This window comes from Rhodanobacter sp. FW101-FHT13A11 (assembly GCF_058790335.1).
In genome coordinates this window covers 110,025-131,793 of record NZ_JBYTCN010000007.1, presented here as the reverse complement: position 1 = coordinate 131,793, position 21,769 = coordinate 110,025, and the positions used below count along the sequence as shown (strand labels likewise).

Here is a 21,769-nt window from a genome sequence, read left to right as displayed (position 1 = left end):
GGAGAAGCCAATGACCGCTGCATCCTCACCTACATCAGCGCTGCGCATCCGCAAGGCCGCCGTGCTGGGCGCCGGTGTCATGGGCGCGCAGATCGCCGCGCACCTGACCAACGCCGGCGTCGAGACCGTGCTGTTCGACCTGCCCGCCAAGGACGGTCCGAAGAGCGGCATCGCGCTGAAGGCCATCGCCAACCTGGCCAAGCTGTCGCCGGCGCCGCTGGCCGACAAGAACCTCGCTGCCGCGATCATCCCGGCCAACTATGACGAGGACATGGCACACCTCAAGGACGTCGACCTGGTGATCGAGGCGATCGCCGAGCGGATGGACTGGAAGCTGGACCTGTACCGGAAGATCGCCCCGCACCTGTCGAGGACCGCGATCATCGCCTCCAACACCTCGGGCCTGTCGATCAACACCCTGGCCGAGGCGCTGCCGGAGGAAATGCGCCACCGCTTCTCCGGCGTGCACTTCTTCAACCCGCCGCGCTACATGCACCTGGTCGAGCTGATCCCGACCCGGCTCACCGACAGGAACGTGCTGGACGGCCTCGAAGCCTTCCTCGTCACCACCGTCGGCAAGGGCGTGGTGATCGCCAAGGACACCCCGAACTTCATCGGCAACCGCATCGGCGTGTTCTCGATGCTGGCCACCATGCACCACACCGAGCAGTTCAAGCTCGGCTTCGACACCGTCGACGCGCTGACCGGCCCGGCCGTGGGCCGCCCCAAGAGCGCCACCTACCGCACCGCCGACGTGGTGGGCCTGGACACCATGGCCCATGTCATCAAGACCATGGCCGACACGCTGACCGACGATCCGTGGCACGCCTACTTCAAGGCGCCGGCGTGGCTGAGCGGCCTGATCGAGAAGGGCGCGCTGGGCCAGAAGAACGGCGCAGGCTTTTACCGGAAGGCCGGCAAGGACATCGTGGTGCTCGACGTGGCCAAGCAGGATTATCGTCCGAGCGAGCAGAAGGCTTCCGACGAAGTCGCCGCCATCCTCGCCATCAAGGATCCGGCTGAAAAGTTCGCCAAGCTGCGCGCGTCCAGCGACCCGCAGGCGCAGTTCCTGTGGGCCACCTTCCGCGACCTGTTCCATTACACCGCTTACCATCTGGCCGACATCGCCGACACCGCGCGCGACGTGGATTTCGCCATCCGCTGGGGCTACGGCTGGAAGCTTGGGCCCTTCGAGACCTGGCAGGCCGCCGGCTGGCAGCAGGTGGCCGGCTGGATCGCCGAGGACATCGCCGCCGGCAAGGCGATGAGCAAGGCACCCTTGCCCGCCTGGGTCACCGACGGCCGCAACGGCGTGCACGGCAAGGCCGGTTCCTGGTCGGCCAGCGCCAAGGTCGACAAGCCGCGCTCGCAGCACCCCGTGTACAAGCGCCAGCTGTTCCCCGATCCGATCCTGGGCGAGAAGTTCGACCAGGGCAACACCGTGTGGGAGAACGACGGCGTGCGCCTGTGGACGCTGGGCGACGACGGTATCGGCATCCTCTCGTTCAAGACCAAGATGCACACCGTCAACGACCACGTGCTCGACGGCATCCAGCACGCCATCGGCATCGCCGAGGAAAAACTCAAGGCCGTGGTGATCTGGCAGACCGGCGAGCCGTTCTCCGCCGGCGCCGACCTCAAGGGCGCGCTAGGCCTGCTGAAGGAAGGCAAGTTCGGCGACTTCGAGAAGATGGTCGCCAACTTCCAGCGCACCAGCATGCGCATCAAGCATTCGCTGGTGCCGGTGGTGGCTGCCGTACGCGGCCTCGCGCTGGGCGGCGGCTGCGAATTCCAGATGCATTCGGCGCGCACCGTGGCGGCGCTGGAAAGCTACATCGGCCTGGTCGAGGCCGGCGTGGGCCTGCTGCCGGCCGGTGGCGGCCTGCATGAACTGGCCGTGCGCGCCGCCAAGGCGAACCCGGCCGACCCGTTCGAGGAACTGAAGAAGGTGTTCGAGACCGTGGCGATGGCCAAGGTCTCGCCCAGTGCGACCGAAGCCAAGGCCATGGGCCTGCTGCGCGACAGCGACGTGGTGGTGTTCAACGCCTACGAGCTGCTCTACGTCGCCAAGCAGGTGGCCGTATCGCTGGCCGAGAGCGGCTGGCGCCCGCCGCTGTACCAGCGGTCCATCCCGGTCGCCGGCGACGTGGGCACCGCCACCTTCCGCGCCTCGCTCGCCAACCTGCAGGCCGGCTACTTCGCCTCCGAGCACGACGTGGAAATCGCCAGGCGCATCGCCGATACCTTGTGCGGCGGCGTGATCGAACGCGGTTCGACGGTGGACGAGGAATGGCTGCTTGCGCTCGAGCGCAAGCACTTCGTGGAACTGGCGAAGACCGAGAAGACCCAGGCCCGCATCGCCCACACCATGACCACCGGCAAACCGCTCAGGAACTGAGCGCGCCCTGCTCCCTCCCCTTCAAGGGGAGGGCTGGGGTGGGGATGGTTGTCCCCGCAAGCCACGACAAAACTTCGCCCGAATCCGCGCCACGCGCGAGGGCAACGGAGAACGAAATGACCAAGCAAGTGCAAGACGCCTACATCGTCGCCGCCACCCGCACCCCGGTCGGCAAGGCGCCGCGCGGCGTGTTCCGCAACACCCGCCCGGACGACATGCTCGCCCACGTGATCCGCGCCGTGATGGCGCAGGCGCCCGGCATCGACCCACACCAGATCGGCGACGCCATCATCGGCTGCGCCATGCCCGAGGCCGAGCAGGGCATGAACGTGGCGCGCATCGGCGTACTGCTGGCCGGCCTGCCCGATACCGTGCCCGGCGTCACCATCAACCGCTTCTGCTCGTCGGGCCTGCAGGCCGTGGCGATGGCGGCCGACCGCATCCGCCTCGGCGAGGACGACCTGATGCTCGCCGGCGGTACCGAGAGCATGAGCATGGTGCCGATGATGGGCCACAAGGTGGCGATGAACCCGGGCATCTTCGACAACGAGCACATCGGCATCGCCTACGGCATGGGCATCACCGCCGAGAATGTGGCCAAGCAGTGGAAAGTCAGCCGCGAGCAGCAGGACGCGTTCTCGGTGGAAAGCCACCGCCGCGCGCTCGCCGCCCAGGCCGCCGGCGAGTTCAAGGACGAGATCACTCCGTTCCAGCTCGCCGACCACTATCCCGATCTCGCCACCCGCGGCATCGTCACTGACAGCCGCCTGATCGAGAACGACGAAGGCCCACGCGCCGGCACCACCGCCGACGTGCTGGCCAAGCTCAAGACCGTGTTCCGCAACGGCCAGTTCGGCGGCACCGTCACCGCCGGCAATTCCAGCCAGATGTCCGACGGCGCCGGCGCCGTGCTGCTGGCCAGCGAAAAGGCGATCAAGCAGTACAACTTGCAGCCGCTGGCCCGCTTCGTCGGCTTCTCCGTCGCCGGCGTGCGCCCGGAGATCATGGGCATCGGCCCCAAGGAAGCGATCCCGAAGGCGCTCAGGCAGACCGGCATCAGCCAGGATCAGCTCGACTGGATCGAACTCAATGAAGCCTTCGCCGCCCAGGCTCTTGCCGTCATCGGTGATCTCAAGCTCGACCCGGCCAAGGTCAATCCGCTCGGCGGCGCCATCGCGTTGGGCCACCCGCTCGGCGCCACCGGCGCGGTGCGCATCGCCACGCTGGTGCACGGCATGCGCCGGCGCAAGCAGAAGTACGGCATGGTGACCATGTGCATCGGCACCGGCATGGGCGCGGCGGGGATTTTCGAGGCGCTCTGAGTCCGTTCGCCGCGCCGGCATGCGCAGGCGCCGGGCGACTTCCGCTGAAACAGAAACGGCGTCGTGGCAACACGGCGCCGTTTCCATTTGCATCGAAGCATGGATGCGCGGTCGGGGTGGCGAGGCAACCCTTGGCCAACCTGCCGATCCGATGCCCTATCGGCTCCCGCTCGCCGGCACGGTGCCCAGCCAGGCCATGGCCGCCACCACCATCGCCTCGACGCCGGTTTCCAGCGTGGGATGCAGCACGGGCAGGAAGCGCGGATTGTGGTTCGTGGGAAGTTCCTGGATCTTGCCGGCCTCCTTGGCCTTGGCATAGACCGCCGGGTCGGTGCCGCCCACGAACCAGAACACCGACGGCACGCCCCACTGCGTGCCGAACGAACCGAAGTCCTCGCTGGCCGGCGCCGGGCCGGTCTGGCGCACGCTTTCCGGCGGGAAGTGCTGGCGGAACGCCTCCACCACGCGCGCGCTGGCCGCCTGGTCGTTGGACACCAGGTCGTAGCGGTCCAGCGGCGTGATCTCCGGCGGCCGCGGCGCGCCCGAGGCCGCGGCCTCGGCGTTCACGATGCGCGTGATCGCGGCCAGCACGCGCTGGCGCACGCCTTCGTCGAAGGTGCGCACGTTGAGCTTGATGATCGCTTCGTCCGGGATCACGTTCTCCTTGGTGCCCGCCTGCAGCGCACCGACGGTGACCACTGCCGACTCCGCCGCGGCGATCTCGCGCGACACGATGGTCTGCAGCCGCAGCACCACGGACGCCGCCATCACCACCGGGTCGATGCTCGCCTGCGGCATCGAGCCGTGCGCGCCCCGCCCGAACAGGCGGATCTGGAAGCTGTCTGCCGCCGAGGTGATCACGCCGGTGCGCCCGGCGACGGCACCGGCCGGGCCGACCATCACGTGCTGGCCGAGCACCACGTCCGGTTTCGGGTAGCGCTTGAGCAAGCCGTCGTCGATCATTGCCTGCGCGCCCTGGGCGGTTTCCTCACCGGGCTGGAACACCGCCAGGATCGTGCCGTGCCAGGCCTCGCGCGCCTGCGCCAGCAGCGTGGCCACACCGGCCAGCCAGGTCACGTGCATGTCGTGGCCGCAGGCGTGCATCACCGGCACCGTGCGGCCCTCGGGATCGGTGGCGGTCACCTTGCTGGCATACGGCACGCCGGTGACTTCCGCGACGGGCAGCGCATCCATGTCGGCGCGCAGCATCACGACCGGCCCTTCGCCATGGCGAAGCACGCCGACCACGCCCGTCTTGCCGATGCCCGTGCTCACCTCGTAGCCCGCCTTGCGCAGCCACTCGGCCGCCAGCCCCGCAGTGCGAACCTCCTGCATCGACAGTTCGGGATGCGCATGCACGTCGGTATACAGCCCCTCCAGCTCCGGCAGCAGCCGCCGAAGATTGGCCAGCACGGCATTGGATGGCCCCGTCGTGTTCATGGTTTCCTCGCTTTTCGCGTCGTCAGGGCCGCCGGTTCGTGAGGCAACCCACTACGGCCGGGATGCGCGGCGCAGCATAAACGCGCTGCGGGTTAAGTCCGGATGAATGCGCCAACAGGGGGTGCCCCTGCAGCAACGATGCGGCGCTGCTGCCGCAAGCGGCTTTGGCCTGGTTCGGCCTGAGCGGTTCTGGCCCGGTGGATGCGGGCGCACGGTTCAATGGCGGAGATGCGGCCACGCATCCGCCCGTTGCATCGGCAACCGGATGGATCAGCGATGGATCGGCTGGCGGCTCAGCCGAACGTGGCGTAGGTCGGCACGGCCGGCGCCATGAGGGCGCCTGGGCGTCGGCCGCCCACGAACGTGTGCAGGCGGCCGCCGACCATGGCGACGACCGGACGCTCCGACAGGCGCATCGTGGTGGCTGCCATCGGCGACTTGGCCAGGCCGAGCTGATGTTCGGCGCGCATCCGCGCCGATTTGGCGGCGAACCAGGCCTTGGGACCGGCCAGCAGGACGCACGAGGCGGATTCGGCCTGCCGCGAGTTCTCGATGGTCCGGCGCAGGTGCGCCAAGTGGTACTCGTTGAAGGTTTCGGCCAACGCGGCAGACTGGAACGGCGAGGCGACGTACTCGTCCAGCAGGTTGCCCAGCACGGCGACCGCGCGCAGCGCGATACGGCGGTTCACGCGATCCATGTGCGAGTTGCCGCCCGAGACGTCCCAGATGACATCCAGGGCGCGCACCAGCATCCGGAACTCCGTCTGGTTGAGCGGGCGCCGCTCCAGCGGCGTGTGGCGGCGGTCGACCAGCCATGCCTGGTCGGCTGCCGGCAGCGCATGCGAGCGCTGTGCGACGCGGGCCCGCGCCTCCTTCATCGGCAGTTCGTCGGTAGCCGCCAGCCGCAGCGCGAGCGCTTCGCGGGTCAGCGGCTGGGTGCGTGCACTGCCGTCCGTGCGGTACCAGCGGCGGTATTCCAGCGTGGCCGGATGGAACATGCTGCGCGGCGGCCGCACCGTGGCGCGCGCCTCGGCGGCGTAGTCGAGCGTGGGAGCCATCGGCCGCAGGCCGGCGGCACGGGCAGCCAGCACGCGGTCCAGCAGGACTTCGGCAAGGGTCAGGTGCGGGTGGGAGAGCGCCCGGCAATCATCCCCGTCGACCGACGGGAAGTAGACGAAACGGATGCGCACCACCGCATGCAGGCCGCGGCCCGTTTTCGCGCCATGGCAGCCCTGCCCGGCCACGCGGTGGCCGATCGGCAAGGCACGATGCGCCGTGGGCAAGTCGCCCAGCAAGGCATCAACGATGGGAGGGAACACAGCGACAGACCGGGCCGCGGCGGCCTCTTGTACATGCGCACTTGCTGCTGTCGACACGCGGAAACCTTCATCGCTGTGGGCGGCCATCGCGCTCGATCCTGCCAGCGCCATACTCCACCCGGGTACTGCTACGCCGCCCGGCCTGGGCGGTTACGGTGTCAGTTCAGCATTAGTCATGCCATCGAACTGTGCGCAATATCCCAATTTCAAAAATCCGATTCTGCTTGGTGGCCGGCGACGCCGGGCGCTGCCTGTCACAGCGATTCCCGAAAACCGGCCCGAAGCAGGCAAAATAGGCGGTTGGCGACGCTTCGCCCCATCACGACGGAAGACCTCCTTGACCATCAAGCCCGGCCCCCTGCCCTTGCCCGACGACGCGGACGCCAACCTGCTGGAGCGCCTGCGCGCCGCGGCGACACTGCTGGAATCGGTGGCGGCCGACCGGCAACTGCTGGACCGGCTCCCGGCCGAGGACCGCCAGCGGCTGCACCAGGCGGTGGCGCAGGTCTACCACCCCGACCCGGCGGTGCGCCGGATCAAGCTGAAGGCGGCCGAGAAGGCACGCCATGCCTCGAAGGTACAGGCCGAGGAAACCGTGCTGGACCGGACCGGCATCCGCACGCTGCGCCGCAAGCCGGTGTTCACCACGCCCAACGTGTTCGCGCCGGAAGGCTTCCTGCCGCACGACGTCCCGCCCGAGGCCGATGCTGTGCAACCGCGCGAGTCGGTCGAGCCGAAGCACTGCTACGTGTGCAAGCGCAAGTACACGTCCATCCATTTCTTCTACGACCAGTTGTGCCCTGAGTGCGCCGCGTTCAACTACGCCAAGCGCGGCGAACTGGCCGACCTGCGCGGGCGCGTGGCCCTGCTCACCGGCGGCCGCGTGAAGATCGGCTACCAGGCCGGCCTGAAGCTGCTGCGCGCGGGCGCCGAGCTGATCGTCACCACGCGCTTCCCGCGCGACTCGGCGGCGCGCTACGCGGCCGAGCCGGACTTCGCCGCATGGGGCCACCGCCTGCAGGTCTACGGCCTGGACCTGCGCCACACGCCCAGCGTCGAGGCGTTCTGCCAGGAACTGGTGGCGACGCGGCCGCGGCTGGACTTCATCATCAACAACGCCTGCCAGACCGTGCGCCGCCCGCCGGATTTCTACGCGCACATGATGGAAGGCGAGACCGCCGCGCTGCACGAGCTGCCCGGGCACGTGCGCGGGCTGGTCGGCCATTACGAGGGCCTGCGCGGCGCGGAGATCCTGCCCGGCGGCACCGCGCTGGCCGGGCGCGGGCCGGAACTGGCCGGACTGACCCGCGCCGCCGAGCTGTCGCAGCTGCCGCTGCTGCCGGAGGAACTGCTGGCGCAGAGCCACCTGTTCCCCGAAGGCCGGCTGGACCAGGACCTGCAGCAGGTCGACCTGCGCCAGCGCAATTCGTGGCGGCTGCTGATGGCCGAGGTGCCGTCGGTGGAGTTGCTGGAGGTGCAGCTGGTCAACGCGATCGCGCCGTTCATCATCAGCGCGCGGCTGAAGCCGCTGATGCTGCGCACGGGCGAACGCGACAAGCACATCGTCAACGTGTCGGCGATGGAGGGCCAGTTCTACCGCAGCTTCAAGACCACCCGCCACCCGCACACCAACATGGCCAAGGCCGCGCTGAACATGATGACGCGCACCGCGGCCACCGACTACCACAACGACGGCATCCACATGAACAGCGTCGACACCGGCTGGGTGACCGACGAGGACCCCGCCGAGCTGGCCGCAAAGAAGGTGCGCGAGGAACGCTTCCACCCGCCGCTGGACATCGTCGACGGTGCCGCCCGCATCGTCGACCCGATCATCCACGGCATCAACACCGGCGAGCACGTGTGGGGCCAATTCCTGAAGGATTACCGGCCCACCGACTGGTAAGCCGGCCACTGGCGCCGGAACGGCGACAATCCGTTTCCTTCGCGCCCGTTTCAGGCGGCGCTGTGTAGCCTTATGTTGCACCCGGGCGCCATCCTGGCGCGATGAACATGAGGAGCATCGCCGTGATTGAACGCAGACCCTTCGACAGCCTGGGCGGAGCCGACCACGGCTGGCTCAAGGCCAAGCATCATTTCTCCTTCGCCGGCTACCACGACGCGAAGCGCATGGGCTGGGGCGCGCTGCGCGTGTGGAACGACGACACCATCGCGCCGCAGACCGGCTTCCCGCCGCATCCCCACGCGGACATGGAGATCATCACCTACGTGCGCGAAGGCGCGATCAGCCACAAGGACAGCCTGGGCAACGCGGGCCGCACCGAGGCCGGCGACGTGCAGGTGATGAGCGCGGGCAGCGGCATCACCCACGCCGAGTACAACCTGGAGAACGTGACCACGCGCATCTTCCAGATCTGGATCATCCCCGACCGGAACGGCGGGGCGCCGTCGTGGGGCGCGCGGCCGTTTCCCAAGGGGGATCGTTCGGGCCGCTTCGTGGCGCTGGCCAGCGGCTTCAAGGACGATACCGAGGCGCTGCCGCTGCGCACCGACGCGCGCGTGCTGGGCGCCACGCTCAAGGCCGGCGAAAGCACCGAGTACGCGCTGGCCCCCGGCCGTTACGCCTATCTGGTGCCGGCCACCGGCAAGGTGGAACTCAACGGCGTGAAGCTGCACGCCCGCGACGGCGCCGCGATCCGCGACGAGTCGGTGCTGAAAGTGACCGCGCTGGAAGACGCCGAACTGGTGCTGGTGGACGCGGCAGCGTGATCCGGCCGGCGGCGATCGGTCGGCCGCCGCTTCCATCGAGCCACGCCACGAGAGTTCGCCATGTCCATTCCGTCACCCTCCCCGCTCGGCCCGCTGCAGGACGATCCTGCCTCGGGCCTCTCCTTCCGCCTGCGCGAACCGCGGCCGGCCGCCCCGAAGGCGTTGTTGCTGCTGTTGCACGGGGTCGGCGGCAACGAGGGCAACCTCGCCCCGCTGGCCGACGCGGCCGATCCCGATATGCTGGTGGTGCTGCCCCGCGGCCCGCTGGCTTTCGCGCCGGGACAGTACGGCTGGTTCCGCGTGGCGTTCACCGCCGACGGCCCCAGCATCGATGCCGCCGAAGCGGAGCAGAGCCGGCTCGCGCTGATCCGCCTGATCGGGCAACTGCAGGCAGCCTGGCGCATCGAACCGCGCCATACGGTGATCGCCGGCTTCAGCCAGGGCGGCATCCTCAGCGCCAGCGTGGGGCTGACCGCACCGCACAGCGTGGCCGGGTTCGCCGTGCTGTCCGGCCGCATCCTGCCCGAGCTGGAACCGCAGCTGGCCGACCGGACGCAACTGGCCGGCCTGCGCGCCTTCATCGCCCATGGCGCCCACGACAGCAAGCTGCCGGTGAGCTGGGCACAGCGCGCCGATCAATGGCTGGATGCGCTGCAGGTGCCGCACGAGACCCGGATCTACCCGATCGACCACGGCCTGAGCGCCGAGATGCAGGCCGACTTCCTCGCCTGGCTGAAGGCCGGCGACTGCTGAGCCGATACGCTTGATTTCGCGCGTATCGCCGCTAGTGTTGACGGCATCGACACGCCGCCGCGGAGCGCGCCCATGCCCACCATGCAAGCCGTCGAGATCGTCCGGCCGGGCGGCCCGCAGGTGTTGCGGCTGACCGAACGGCCGGTCCCGCAGCCGGGCCCGGGCGAGGTGCTGATCAAGGTAGCCGCGGCCGGAGTCAACCGGCCGGACGTATTCCAGCGCCAGGGCAACTACGCGCCACCGCCGGGCGCCTCCGACCTGCCCGGGCTGGAGGTGGCCGGCATCCTGGTGGAAGGCGACTTCACCGGCGGCAACCCGTTCGGCTTCGAGCCGGGCGATGCGGTGTGCGCCCTGCTCGCCGGCGGCGGCTATGCCGAATACGCGGTGGCGCCGCTGCCGCAGTGCCTGCCGGTGCCGGCGGGATTCTCGATGGTCGAGGCGGCGGCACTGCCGGAGAACCATTTCACTGTATGGAGCAACGTGTTCGAGCGCGGCCAGCTTGGCCGCGGCGAAGGCGGCGCCGGGGAAACCTTGCTGGTACAGGGCGGTTCCAGCGGCATCGGGGTCACCGCGATCCAGCTCGCTCACGCGTTCGGCCATCGCGTGTTCGCCACCGCCGGCAATGCGGAGAAATGCGCCGCGTGTGAGCGGCTGGGCGCAGAGCGCGCGATCGACTACCACAGAGAGGATTTCGTCGCCGTGGTGAAACAGGCGACGGGGGCGCGCGGCATGGACGTGATCCTGGACATGGTCGCAGGCGACTACATCCCGCGCGAGATCGAAGCGCTGGCCGAAGGCGGCCGGCTGGTCTTCATCGCCACGCTGGGCGGCAGCAAGGCGGCCATCGACGCCGGCACGATCATGCGTCGCCGGCTCACCCTCACCGGTTCCACCTTGCGTGCGCGCGACGTGGCGTTCAAGGGGGCGCTGGCCCGCCAGCTGCATGAAAAGGTCTGGCCACTGCTCGAAGCAGGCACGGTGCGGCCGGTGATCCATCAGGTCTTTCCCGCGGCCGAAGCGGCACGGGCGCACGCGCTGATGGAGGGCAGTGCGCATATCGGCAAGCTCGTGCTGGCGTGGTGAGCCGGCTCGAATTCGACCGCAAGACCCGGGGTGTGGCGGGGCCGACCGATCCGTAGATTGGCTGCACGAGATAATCTTCGGGAAGGAACAGTCATGAAAACCTCCGACAAACAGACCGTGCTTGCTGCCACCACCGTTGCCGACCCGCGCTGGGCCGCGGTGCAGGCGCGCGACATGCGTGCTGACGGCAGCTTCTTCTATTCGGTGAAAACCACCGGCGTGTACTGCCGCCCATCCTGCGTGGCGCGCCCGGCCCGGCCCGAGAACGTGGCGTTCCACGCCACCGCCGCCGAGGCGGAACGCGCCGGCTTTCGCCCGTGCAAGCGCTGCAAGCCTGACCAGCCGTCGCTGGCGGAGCAGCATGCGGCGCTGGTCACCACCGCCTGCCGCGCGATCGCGCAGGCCGAGACGACGCCCACGCTGGAGCAGCTGGCACGACCGACTGGGCTCAGCCCGTTCCACTTCCACCGCGTGTTCAAGGCCGTCACCGGCGTGACCCCGAAGCAGTACGCTACGGCGCATCGCAGCCGTCGCGTGCGCAACGAGCTGGAGCGCGGCGCTTCGGTGACCGCAGCGATCTTCGACGCCGGCTACAACGCCAGCAGCCGCTTCTACGAAACCGCCAACCAGGTGCTGGGCATGACGCCCTCCAGCTATCGCGCCGGCGGCGCCGACAGCGAGATCCGCTTCGCCATCGGCGAATGCTCGCTGGGCGCGATTCTGGTCGCGCAGAGCGAACGCGGCGTGTGCGCTATCCTGCTCGGCGACGACCCGGATGCGCTGGCTCGCGAGCTGCAGGATCGCTTCCCGAAGGCCAGGCTGATCGGTGGCGACCGCGACTACGAGCAGTTGGTGGCGCAGGTGGTCGGTTTCATCGAGGCTCCCGCAATCGGCCTGGACCTGCCGCTGGACGTACGCGGCACCGCCTTCCAGCAGCGCGTGTGGCAGGCGCTGCGCGAGATTCCGGCCGGCAGCACCGCCAGCTACAGCGAGATCGCGCGGCGCATCGGCTCGCCCACGGCGACGCGGGCGGTGGCGCAGGCTTGTGCCAGCAACCTGCTGGCGGTGGCGATCCCTTGTCACCGCGTGGTGCGCAACGATGGCGGTTTGTCCGGCTACCGCTGGGGCGTGCAGCGCAAGCGCGCGCTGCTGGACCGCGAGGCGCAAGCATGAATGCGCAGCTGCGCCCTGCCCCCGAAGCCGATGCACGGCTGCCGGTGTACGACTGGGCCGGCATCGCCGATGAACTCGACGCACACGGTTGCGCGGTGCTGGAGGCCCTGCTGTCGCCGCAGGAGTGCGCGGCGCTGGCCGCCATGTACGCCGACGACAAGGGCTTCCGCAGCCGCGTGGTGATGAGCCGCCATGGCTTCGGCCGCGGCGAATACCGCTATTTCAGCTATCCGCTGCCGGAGCTGGTGGCCGCGCTGCGCAGTGCGGTCTACCCGCGGCTGGCGCCCGTCGCCAACCGCTGGAACGCGTCGATGGGGCTGCCCGCGCGCTACCCCACCACCCACGCCGAATTCATCGACCGCTGTCACGCCGCCGGCCAGCGGCGCCCTACCCCGTTGCTGCTGCAGTACGGCGCAGGCGACTACAACTGCCTGCACCAGGACCTGTACGGCGAGCACGTGTTTCCGTTGCAGTTGGCGATCCTGCTGTCCGAGCCGGGACGCGATTTCGGCGGCGGCGAATTCGTGCTGACCGAGCAGCGCCCGCGCATGCAGTCGCGCGCCGAAGTGGTGCCGCTGCACCAGGGCGACGCAGCGGTGTTCGCGGTGCACCAGCGGCCGGTGCAGGGCGCGCGCGGCAGCTACCGGGTGACCATGCGCCACGGCGTCAGCCGCGTGCGCAGCGGCCATCGCCACACGCTTGGCATCATCTTCCACGACGCCACATGATCACCACCGACCTGTTCGCTGCCGCTCCTGTCCGCCGGGATGAACCCCTGGGCGAGGGCGCGATGGTGCTGCGCGGGTTTGCGCTGACGGATGAGGCGGCGTTGCTGCAGGCGCTCGACGCGATCGTGGCGCAGGCGCCGTTCCGCCACCTGGCCACGCCCGGCGGTTTCCGCATGTCGGTGGCGATGACCAATGCGGGATCGCTGGGCTGGGTCAGCGACCGCCGCGGTTACCGCTACGACCCGATCGATCCGGACAGCGGCAGACCATGGCCACCGATGCCACGGGTCTTCCTGCACCTGGCGGCTACTGCCGCGGCGCACGCCGGTTTCGCCGGCTTCGTGCCGGATGCCTGCCTGGTCAACCGCTACGAAGCGGGCACCCGGCTGAGCCTGCACCAGGATCGCGACGAACGCGACCTGGGCCAGCCGATCGTGTCGGTCTCGCTGGGCATTCCGGCGGTGTTCCTGTTTGGCGGCTTGCAGCGTTCCGATCGCCCGCAGCGCGTGCCGCTGGCGCATGGCGACGTGGCGGTATGGGGCGGCCCGGCGCGGCTGCGCTACCACGGCGTGCTGCCGCTGAAGCCGAACCATCACGCCATGCTGGGCGACTGCCGCATCAACCTCACCTTCCGCCGGGCCGGCTAGATGAAGCGCAGCGTCGATGCATCCACCTTCCTGGCCGCGATCGACGCCGACTGGGCGCGCCTGGTCGCGCAGGTCGGCCCCTGCGGGCACGAACCGAAACCGGCACGCGAGCCGTACGAGGCACTGGTACGCGCGGTGGCCTACCAGCAGCTGCACGTGAAGGCCGGCGACGCGATCCTGGCGCGGCTGCTGACGCTGTACCCGCGGCAGGCGTTTCCTTCACCGGAGCAATTGCTCGATACCGCGATCGACGCGATGCGCGGATGCGGGTTTTCGGCGCGCAAGACCGAGACGATCCGCGGCATCGCCACAGCCACGCTGGGTGGCGTGGTACCGGACCTGGCCACGGCCCTGACCTTGCCCGATGAGGAAATGATCGCCCGGCTCGTTGCATTGAAAGGCATCGGCCGCTGGACCGTGGAAATGTTCCTGATCTACAGCCTCGACCGGCCCGACATCCTGCCCGTGGACGACTTCGGCGTGCGCGAGGGCTACCGCTTGCTGAAGTCGCTGGAAACGGCGCCCACGCCGAAGGCGCTGGCGGCGATCGGCGTCGCCTGGAGCCCGCATCGCACCGCCGCCGCCTGGTACCTGTGGCGCGTGCCGCGGCCGCCGAAGGCCGCCAGGATGAAAGGCTGACGCCCGACCAAGGTGCAAGTGCCTCGGTCGGACCGGCTTGCTAACCTCGACGGATCAACCGATCGAGAAGCTGACCATGGCAACCCACGGCATCCACACCATCGACACTGGCTTCGTGCGGCCGCAGTTCGACGCGGCCTACCTGGTGGTCGAGAGCGGCCGCGGCGCCTTCATCGACTGCGGCACGAACTTCGCCGTGCCGCGCATGCTGGCGGCACTGGACGAAGCCGGAATTTCCGCCGCCGCGGTGGACTGGCTGATCCTCACCCACGTGCACCTGGACCACGCCGGCGGTGCCGGCGAACTGATCGCGCGGTTGCCGAACGCGAAGCTGGTGGTGCATCCGCGCGGTGCGCGCCACATGATCGATCCGTCCGTGCTGTGGGCCGGCGCCAGCGCGGTGTACGGCGAGGCGGTGATGGAGCAGACCTACGGCCGGCTGCGCCCGATCCCCGCCGACCGCGTCGTCGAGGCACCGGACGGGCACGCGGTGGAGCTGGCCGGCCGGCCGCTGCACTGTATCGATACGCCTGGCCACGCGAAGCACCACCTCACCGTGTACGACGAACGCGCCAACGCGTGTTTCACCGGCGACGTGTTCGGCCTGTCGTATCGGGATTTCGACACCGCGAACGGCCCGTTCATCCTGCCGACCACGTCACCGGTGCAGTTCGATCCGGATGCGTTGCATGCGTCCATCGAGCGGCTGGTCGCCCTGAAGCCCGCCGCGATGTACCTCACCCACTATGGCCGGGTCGAGCAGGTGGAACGGCTGGCCGCCGACCTGCACGCGCAGATCGACGCGATGGTCGTGCTGGCCCACGCCGCCCACGGCAAGCCGGACCGGCACGTCACGCTGATGGAGTCGCTCACCGATCTCTATGCCGCGCGCGCCGAAGCCCATGGCTGGCGCCAGGGTCGCGACGCGCTGCGCCAGCTGCTGGGCATGGACATCGAGCTGAATGCGCAGGGGCTGGAGGTGTGGCTGGACCGCTGATCCACCAGGCGGGCCGGTTCTGCCTCACTTGCCGGCGTGCCGCGCGCCCTGCAGTTCCTTCGCCAGGCGTTCCTCGAAGCGCGGCTCCGCCGCCGCGGCATAGGCACGACAGGCACCGGCGTCGATCAGGGCATCGGGCGCACGCTCGCGATCGCGCGTGGCGATCTTCTGCATGAAGCCGCTGGCTTCCGGATGCGGCGTGATCAGGATGTCGCAGGGCAAGCCGGCAACCGTTGCAAAGGACTGGCGGAAGCCGGCGACCCGGGCCGGCTCGTCGCGGTAACGGAAGCCGTCGCGGCCGAGCGCGGTGAGGCTGTCGACGTAGGCGAGCGTCAGGCAACGCCCTCCTTCGCAGGAGCGCCAGGTCCACGAGGTGCTGCCCGGGGTATGGCCGGGCGTGTAGTGCGCCACTACCGCGATCGACCCCACCTGCACGGCAGCGTCGTCGGCGACCACCTCGACCGGCGTGACCGCCGGATAGCGCGGCGCCATGCCGAATTGCGGATCGTCCGGGTCGTTGCCGCCCAGGCGCAGCGCCTTCGCCCCCGCCGCGCTCGCCGCCACGGTGGCGCCGCTGTCGCGCGCCAGCCTGGCGATCGCTCCAGCATGGTCGGCATGGGCATGCGAGTTGAGAATCCACTTGATGTCGCGCAGGCGAAAACCGAGCGCGCGGATGTTCGCCTCGATCTGCGCCGCATTGCCTTCCAGCGTGCCGTCGATCAGCACGTGGCCTTGCGGCGAAGTGATCAGGATCGCGCTCAATCCCTGCGTGCCCACGTACCAGCTGTTGCCGTAGATGCGGAAGGGCTGCCGCGGCCGGCTCCAGCTCGCCTCGTGCGCGTGCGCCCAACCGGCCAGCAACAGGCCGGTGCCGATCCACAGCGTACGGACGGTCAGGTTCATGCGGGGCTCCACGGCGGGGACGAAGCCCGCATGGTGGCCGGCGAAAGCGGATCCGCGCTGGCGCGTTGCAGGCGAACCGCGGGCAACATGCGACCGGCTCAGGCCAGCCGGGTACCGTTCGGCACCGGGCGCTCGATCGCGGTGACCACCACGCCCTCGTCGGTGGGAAAGCCGGTGAGCAGGAACTGCGAGCGGAACGGGCCGATCTGCTTTTCCGGGAAATTGATCACGCCCACGATCTGCCGCCCGACGAGATCCTCCGCGCGGTACAGCGCGGCGATCTGCGCGCTGGTCTTCTTCTCGCCGTAGGGGCCGAAGTCCACCCATACCTTCCAGGCCGGCTTGCGCGCCTCGGGGAATGCCTCGACCTTCGTCACCGTGCCGGCGACGATCCATACCTTTTCGAAATCGGCCCAGCTGATCTCGGGGTGGTTCGCCTCGCTCATCCTTCCAGCCTCGTCTTCAGACAATCGCGACCCTGCTGCCACCAGTACGTGGCCTGCGCGGCAAGATAACCGAAAGGCCGGTGGGTATTGTCCAGACCGTAACCGGCAAACTGTTTCCAGCCGTCATCGCCCTGCGCGATGGCGGCCGCCAGCAGCTCGCCGGCGGCGCAGGTCGGCGCCAGGCCGTGCCCGCCGAAGGCCTGGGCCCACCACAGGCCGTTGCCGTCGCCGCCGATCTGCGGCATCTGGTGGCGCGCATAGCTCATCAGCCCTGACCAGGCATGGTCGACCTGCACGCCGGCCAGCTGCGGAAACACCCGCCGCAGGTCCTTCATCAGCAGCTGCCGCACCGCGCGCGGCGATCGGTTGAGCACCGAGATGCGCCCACCCCACAGCAGTCGCGTATCTGGCAGCGCGCGATAGTAGTCGAACGCGAAGCGGCTGTCGTAGATCGCCGCGCGCGTATGCAGGCACTCGTCCAGGCGCCGGCCGAGCGGCTCGGTGACCATCACGTAGGTGGCGATCGGCAGGATCGCCCGGTCGACCGGCTTGCGCAGGCCGGCCAGGTAGCCGCCGCAGGCCAGCACCACCTGGTCGGCCAGCAGTTCGCCCTGCGCGGTGCGCACGCGCCACTGCAGGCCCTCGCGGGAGAGGCTGCGCACGCCGCTTTGCTCATGGATGCGCACGCCCTGCCCCGCCGCCGCCGCGGCCAGGCCGATCGCGTAGTTGAGCGGATGCAGGTGCAGCGCGTCGCGTTCGTACAGGCCATCGTGGTAACGCTCGCTGCGGACGAGTGCGCGCAGCTCGGTCTCCGGCAGCCACTGCCAGGAAGCGCCGTAATGCTCGGCCAGCAACTGCTGGCGCTGGCGCAGCACGGCGGGGTCGCGGAACCAGTTGGCCCAGATCACGCCTTCGTCGACCATGTCGCAGGCGATCGCGTAATCGGCAATGCGCCGGCGGATCCGCCCGACCGCCTCGGTGGTGAGCTTGAACAATGCCCGTGCGCGTGCCTCGCCCAACTGGTCGAGCAACGACTGCTCGCCCAGCGAATAGCCGGCAAAGACGAAGCCGCCGTTGCGGCCGGACGCACCGAAGCCGACCTGTTCGCGCTCCAGCAGCACCACCTCGCGCACGCCGCGCTCGGCCAGCCCCAGGGCCGTGTTCAACCCGGCAAAGCCGCCGCCGATCACCGCGACGCGTGCGTGCGCGTCGCCCTGCAGCGGGGCGTAGGCGGCATATGGCGTGGCCGTGGCGCGGTAGTAGGAGATGGACGGTTTCATGTGACGACGGTGGCCAGTTCGATGCCCCGGGTCGGGCAGGCACGGGCCTCGAACGGGAACGCCGGCGGCACGCGGCTCATGCGGCGGGCCGGCATGAGCCGCGGCGGATTCAAAGCTGCCCGAGGAATGCGCGCACGGTGGGCGCGAGCTTCGGGTCCTGCAGCGCCATGTGCATGGTGGCGCGCACCAGGCCGGCCTTGTTGCCACAGTCGAAACGGATGCCTTCGAAGCGGTAGGCCAGCACCTTGCCCCGTTCCTTCAGCAACGCGTCGATCGCATCGGTGAGCTGGATCTCGCCGCCGGCGCCCGGCGTGGTCCGCTCCAGCAGCTGGAAGATGCGCCCCGGCAGCACGTAGCGGCCCACCACGGCCAGGTTCGACGGTGCGTCGGCCGGCCTGGGCTTTTCCACCATGCTGCGGATCAGCGCGCTGCGGTCGTCGACCGGCGTGGCGTCGACGATGCCGTACTTGTCGGTCTCGTTGTGCGGCACTTCCTCGACGGCGATCACGCCGGCCTGCTGCGCATCGGCCAGTTCGGCCATCTGCCGCAGCGCGCCCTTGCCGGCACCTGCTCCCATCTGGCCGTTCCAGATCAGGTCATCGGGTAGCACCACGCCAAACGGCTCGTCGCCGACCACCGGCTTGGCGCACAGCACGGCATGGCCCAGGCCGAGCGCCTCCGGCTGGGTCACGAAGATCGCCCGCACGTGACGCGGCAGGGTGCCTTGCACCAGCGCCAGCAGTTCATCCTTGCCCTTCTCGTGCAGCTTCGATTCCAGCTCGTAGGCCTTGTCGAAATAGTCGGCGATCGCGTGCTTGTAGCGGTTGGTGACGAAGACCAGGGTATCGGCACCGGCATCGACCGCCTCGTCGACGGCATACTGGATCAGCGGCTTGTCGAGGACCGGCAGCATTTCCTTGGCGACCACCTTGGTCGCCGGCAGGAAGCGCGTGCCGAGCCCGGCCACGGGAAACACCACTTTGCGCAGGGGCTTGCTCACTCATTGATCTCCGGATTGGCGCGGCGGATCGACACCACGTTGTCCGGTTGCGCCGACTCGCTCCAGCGGAACGACGGCAGCAGACTGGACACGCAGCGGCGAAGCTCTTCTTCGTTGAAATCGTCGACCGCCTCGGCGGCCTTGGACAGCAGTGCCCGCAGCAGCTCCCACGACACCTCGCGGTGCTGCGCCAGGAAGATCTTGGCGTGGACGGTGGCGCTGTAGTTTTCCAGCGGATGGAACAGCTCCTCGAACAGCTTCTCGCCGGAGCGCAGGCCGGTGTAGACGATCGGGATCTCGCTGCCCGGCTTCTTGCCGGCGAGGCGGATCATCTGCTCGGCAAGGTCGCGGATCTTCACCGGTTCGCCCATGTCCAGCGCGTAGATCTCGCCACCCTTGCCGATGCTGGCGGTCTGCAGGATCAGCTGGCACGCCTCGGGGATCGTCATGAAGTAACGCGAGATCTCCGGGTGGGTCACGGTGACCGGGCCGCCCTCGCGGATCTGCCGGCGGAACAGCGGCACCACCGAGCCGGCCGAATCCAGCACGTTGCCGAAACGTACCGTCATGAAGCGCGTATCGGTGTGTGCATCGAGATTCTGGCAATAGATCTCGGCAACGCGCTTGCAAGCGCCCATCACGCTGGTCGGGTTGACCGCCTTGTCGGTGGAGATCAGCACGAAGCATTCGACCCCGCTCGCGCATGCCGCATCGGCCACCGTGCGAGTGCCCAGCACGTTGTTGCGGAACGCCGCGCGCAGTTGCCCCTGCAGCATCGGCACGTGCTTGTAGGCGGCGGCATGGAACACCACCTGCGGCCGCACGTCCGCGAACGCCTTTTCCATCGCGGTCTGGTCGCCGCAGTTGGCCAGGATGCCGTCGAAGACCATCTCGGGAAAATCCGCGCGCAGTTCCTGGCCGATCCGGTACAGGTTGTATTCGCTCTGCTCCACCACAGCGAGCGATTGCGCGCCCAGGCGGGCAACCTGGCGGCACAGCTCCGAGCCGATCGAGCCGCCGCCGCCGGTGACCAGCACGCGGCGCCCGCTCAGGGTATCGCGGATCGCCGTCCAGTCCAGTTCCACCGTGTCGCGGCCGAGCAGGTCCTCGATCGCCACCTCCTTGATCTGGTTGAACTGGGCGCGGCCGGCAACCACGTCCTCCAGCCGGGGCACGGTACGGTACGGCAAATCGGTGGTATCGCACAGCGCAACCACGCGGCGCATCTCGGCCGTCGTGGCCCCGGGCAAGGCGATCAGCAACATGTCGACGGCGGCCTCGCGGGCCACTTCGGGCAACTGGTCGAAACGTCCCAGTACCGGGTGCCCATTGATGATGGCGCCACGCAACCCGGGCTCGTCGTCGACGAAACCGACCACGGCGTAGCGGCTGTCGCGGCGCAGGTCGCGCGAAAGCACTTCGCCGGCCCGATCCGCCCCCACGATCAACACCCGCTTCGCGGACTGGTTGTGCAGCAGGTCGTTGCGGCTGTCCTTCCAATAGCGATAAGCCAGCCGGGGGACACCGAGCAGGGTCGCGAGCAGCACCGGATAAAGCACCAGCACCGAACGCGGCACGCCTTCGAGGCGGTTGTACAGGAACAACGCCACCCCGATGAGCAGCGTACCGATCGCCACGGCACGCACGATGTTCCAGAGGTCCGGCAGGCTGGCGAAGCGCCAGACGCTGCGGTACAGCCCGGTCCAGCGGAAGACCATGCCCTGCACCAGCAACACGATGGGGAATCCGAGCGCGCTGAAGTGGACGACCTCGTCCGGCTTCAGCGCATAGCGCAGCATCTTGGCGATCCACCAGGCAAGCGCCGTCATCACCAGGTCGTGCAACACGACGGCGATGCGCGGATGGATGAAACCGACGAATCTACGCAGCGACATGACGCCCCTTGGGCTGGTGGCGTCGCAGGCAGCGACGTTTCAGCGACAGCCATGCGGCCGTCGCGCCGAGATAGACCGCTATGGTAATCGGCAGCGCCATGTGCAGATGACTCCGTGCCAACCACGCCAGTGGTGCGGCGATCAGCAGGTTCCAGCCCAGATAGGCCGTCCCTGCGCCGGCATGCGTTCCCCCGCGACGCACCAGCCACTGGTACAGGTGTTCGCGGTGTGCAGTGTACCAGCGCCGCCCGTGGCGGATGCGTGTCAGCAAGGTCAGGCTGGCGTCCGCCACGAAGGCCGAGGACAGGATCAGCGCCGGCCACAGCAAGGCATGCTCCACCCGCCACAACATCGCGCTGAAGGCGAAGACCAGCAAGCCGAGGCTGCCGCTGCCGACGTCGCCCATGAAGATCCGCGCCGGCGGCCGGTTGAAGCACCAGAAGCCCAGCGCGGCAGCCGCCAGCAGCGCCGCCGCCAGCGCCAGCGCCGGCTGGGCCGCGGACCATGCCAGCAGGCCAAGGCCGGCGCCGACGAAGATCGCCTGCTGCGCCAGCAGGCCGTCGATGCCGTCCATGAAGTTGTGCAGGTTGACGCTCCAGGCGCCACCGAGCAGCAGCAGCGGCAACCACCACCACGTCAGGCCGGTTGCCAGCAGGGTCGACGAAAACAGGCCGACGCCCAGCAACTGGGCAGCCAGCCGCGGCAACGCCGGCAGCGAGCGGTGGTCGTCCCACCAACCGGCCAGCGCCACCAGCAGAAGTGCGCCGCACAGGCCCGCGATCACGTTTCCCGGCCACGCCGCCGGCAGACTCCACAGCACGCCCGGCAGGCAGATCAGCATCGCCACGACGATGCCGATGCCGCCGCCGCGGGGAGTCGGCAGGCGGTGCGAGCGCCGCTGTCCGGGCTGGTCGAGCATGCCGCGCCGGCGCGCGTAGACGACCGCGCCGCGCACCAGCAGCACGGTGATCGAGAAGCCGGCCAGCAACCATCCGATGGTCGTGTACATGCTCATG

At 69.1% G+C, this 21,769-nt stretch carries 19 protein-coding genes; 11 read left to right on the top strand and 8 right to left on the bottom strand.

Going from position 1 to position 21,769, the window contains the following annotated elements:
* Window positions 1-10 precede the first annotated feature (10 nt).
* Together AC3WRN_RS09895 and AC3WRN_RS09890 are read left to right on the top strand one after the other, a co-directional pair.
* The gene (locus AC3WRN_RS09895) at window positions 11-2,398 is read left to right on the top strand and encodes a 3-hydroxyacyl-CoA dehydrogenase/enoyl-CoA hydratase family protein (RefSeq protein ID WP_492622836.1); all 2,388 of its coding nucleotides are present in this window, start codon (window positions 11-13) and stop codon (window positions 2,396-2,398) included.
* A gap of 116 nt (window positions 2,399-2,514) precedes the next feature.
* Window positions 2,515-3,720: an acetyl-CoA C-acyltransferase gene (locus AC3WRN_RS09890; RefSeq protein ID WP_492622835.1), complete on the top strand. Its 1,206-nt coding sequence runs from the start codon at window positions 2,515-2,517 to the stop codon at window positions 3,718-3,720.
* 156 nt (window positions 3,721-3,876) lie between these two features.
* Here AC3WRN_RS09890 and AC3WRN_RS09885 read toward each other — a convergent pair whose 3' ends face one another.
* Window positions 3,877-5,160, bottom strand: a complete 1,284-nt coding sequence (locus AC3WRN_RS09885; RefSeq protein WP_492622834.1) for a M20 family metallopeptidase — start codon at window positions 5,158-5,160, stop codon at window positions 3,877-3,879.
* Between the two features lie 293 nt (window positions 5,161-5,453).
* The gene (locus AC3WRN_RS09880; protein ID WP_492622833.1) at window positions 5,454-6,479 is read right to left on the bottom strand and encodes a hypothetical protein; all 1,026 of its coding nucleotides are present in this window, start codon (window positions 6,477-6,479) and stop codon (window positions 5,454-5,456) included.
* A 337-nt stretch (window positions 6,480-6,816) separates the two neighbouring features.
* Here AC3WRN_RS09880 and AC3WRN_RS09875 point away from each other — a divergent pair, with 337 nt between their 5' ends.
* The 9 genes from AC3WRN_RS09875 (at window position 6,817) to AC3WRN_RS09835 (ending at window position 15,229) form a co-directional block, all read left to right on the top strand.
* Window positions 6,817-8,385, top strand: a complete 1,569-nt coding sequence (locus AC3WRN_RS09875; protein ID WP_492622832.1) for an SDR family NAD(P)-dependent oxidoreductase — start codon at window positions 6,817-6,819, stop codon at window positions 8,383-8,385.
* Window positions 8,386-8,507: 122 nt separating this feature from the next.
* Complete coding sequence (locus AC3WRN_RS09870; RefSeq protein ID WP_068090453.1) at window positions 8,508-9,209, top strand: pirin family protein; 702 nt, start codon at window positions 8,508-8,510, stop codon at window positions 9,207-9,209.
* A 60-nt stretch (window positions 9,210-9,269) separates the two neighbouring features.
* Window positions 9,270-9,962 (top strand): alpha/beta hydrolase, encoded by a 693-nt coding sequence (locus AC3WRN_RS09865; RefSeq protein WP_492622831.1) that lies wholly within the window; start codon window positions 9,270-9,272, stop codon window positions 9,960-9,962.
* A gap of 81 nt (window positions 9,963-10,043) precedes the next feature.
* Window positions 10,044-11,045 carry an NAD(P)H-quinone oxidoreductase gene (locus AC3WRN_RS09860; protein ID WP_492622868.1) on the top strand — a complete coding sequence of 334 codons (1,002 nt, stop codon included), beginning with the start codon at window positions 10,044-10,046 and terminating at the stop codon, window positions 11,043-11,045.
* Window positions 11,046-11,138: 93 nt separating this feature from the next.
* Complete coding sequence (gene ada / locus AC3WRN_RS09855) at window positions 11,139-12,218, top strand: bifunctional DNA-binding transcriptional regulator/O6-methylguanine-DNA methyltransferase Ada (RefSeq protein WP_492622830.1); 1,080 nt, start codon at window positions 11,139-11,141, stop codon at window positions 12,216-12,218.
* Window positions 12,215-12,946 carry a 2OG-Fe(II) oxygenase gene (locus tag AC3WRN_RS09850; protein ID WP_492622829.1) on the top strand — a complete coding sequence of 244 codons (732 nt, stop codon included), beginning with the start codon at window positions 12,215-12,217 and terminating at the stop codon, window positions 12,944-12,946. Before ada ends, AC3WRN_RS09850 begins: the two co-directional genes overlap by 4 nt.
* Window positions 12,943-13,593: a DNA oxidative demethylase AlkB gene (gene alkB / locus AC3WRN_RS09845; protein ID WP_492622828.1), complete on the top strand. Its 651-nt coding sequence runs from the start codon at window positions 12,943-12,945 to the stop codon at window positions 13,591-13,593. Before AC3WRN_RS09850 ends, alkB begins: the two co-directional genes overlap by 4 nt.
* The gene (locus AC3WRN_RS09840; protein ID WP_492622827.1) at window positions 13,594-14,232 is read left to right on the top strand and encodes a DNA-3-methyladenine glycosylase family protein; all 639 of its coding nucleotides are present in this window, start codon (window positions 13,594-13,596) and stop codon (window positions 14,230-14,232) included.
* Between the two features lie 76 nt (window positions 14,233-14,308).
* Window positions 14,309-15,229 carry an MBL fold metallo-hydrolase gene (locus AC3WRN_RS09835; protein ID WP_492622826.1) on the top strand — a complete coding sequence of 307 codons (921 nt, stop codon included), beginning with the start codon at window positions 14,309-14,311 and terminating at the stop codon, window positions 15,227-15,229.
* A gap of 24 nt (window positions 15,230-15,253) precedes the next feature.
* Here AC3WRN_RS09835 and bla read toward each other — a convergent pair whose 3' ends face one another.
* From bla to AC3WRN_RS09805, 6 genes are all read right to left on the bottom strand, one after another.
* The gene (gene bla, locus AC3WRN_RS09830; RefSeq protein ID WP_492622825.1) at window positions 15,254-16,132 is read right to left on the bottom strand and encodes a subclass B3 metallo-beta-lactamase; all 879 of its coding nucleotides are present in this window, start codon (window positions 16,130-16,132) and stop codon (window positions 15,254-15,256) included.
* 98 nt (window positions 16,133-16,230) lie between these two features.
* Entirely contained in the window at window positions 16,231-16,578 is a 348-nt protein-coding gene (locus AC3WRN_RS09825) for a tRNA-binding protein (protein ID WP_068090357.1), read from the bottom strand.
* Window positions 16,575-17,858 (bottom strand): NAD(P)/FAD-dependent oxidoreductase, encoded by a 1,284-nt coding sequence (locus tag AC3WRN_RS09820; protein WP_492622824.1) that lies wholly within the window; start codon window positions 17,856-17,858, stop codon window positions 16,575-16,577. The genes AC3WRN_RS09825 and AC3WRN_RS09820 overlap by 4 nt, the downstream gene beginning before the upstream one ends.
* Window positions 17,859-17,967: 109 nt before the next feature.
* Window positions 17,968-18,858: a UTP--glucose-1-phosphate uridylyltransferase GalU gene (gene galU / locus AC3WRN_RS09815; protein ID WP_492622823.1), complete on the bottom strand. Its 891-nt coding sequence runs from the start codon at window positions 18,856-18,858 to the stop codon at window positions 17,968-17,970.
* The gene (locus tag AC3WRN_RS09810) at window positions 18,855-20,753 is read right to left on the bottom strand and encodes a polysaccharide biosynthesis protein (RefSeq protein ID WP_492622822.1); all 1,899 of its coding nucleotides are present in this window, start codon (window positions 20,751-20,753) and stop codon (window positions 18,855-18,857) included. Before AC3WRN_RS09810 ends, galU begins: the two co-directional genes overlap by 4 nt.
* On the bottom strand, window positions 20,740-21,762 hold the full coding sequence (locus tag AC3WRN_RS09805; protein ID WP_492622867.1) for an MraY family glycosyltransferase: 1,023 nt from the start codon (window positions 21,760-21,762) through the stop codon (window positions 20,740-20,742). Before AC3WRN_RS09805 ends, AC3WRN_RS09810 begins: the two co-directional genes overlap by 14 nt.
* Window positions 21,763-21,769: the final 7 nt, after the last annotated feature.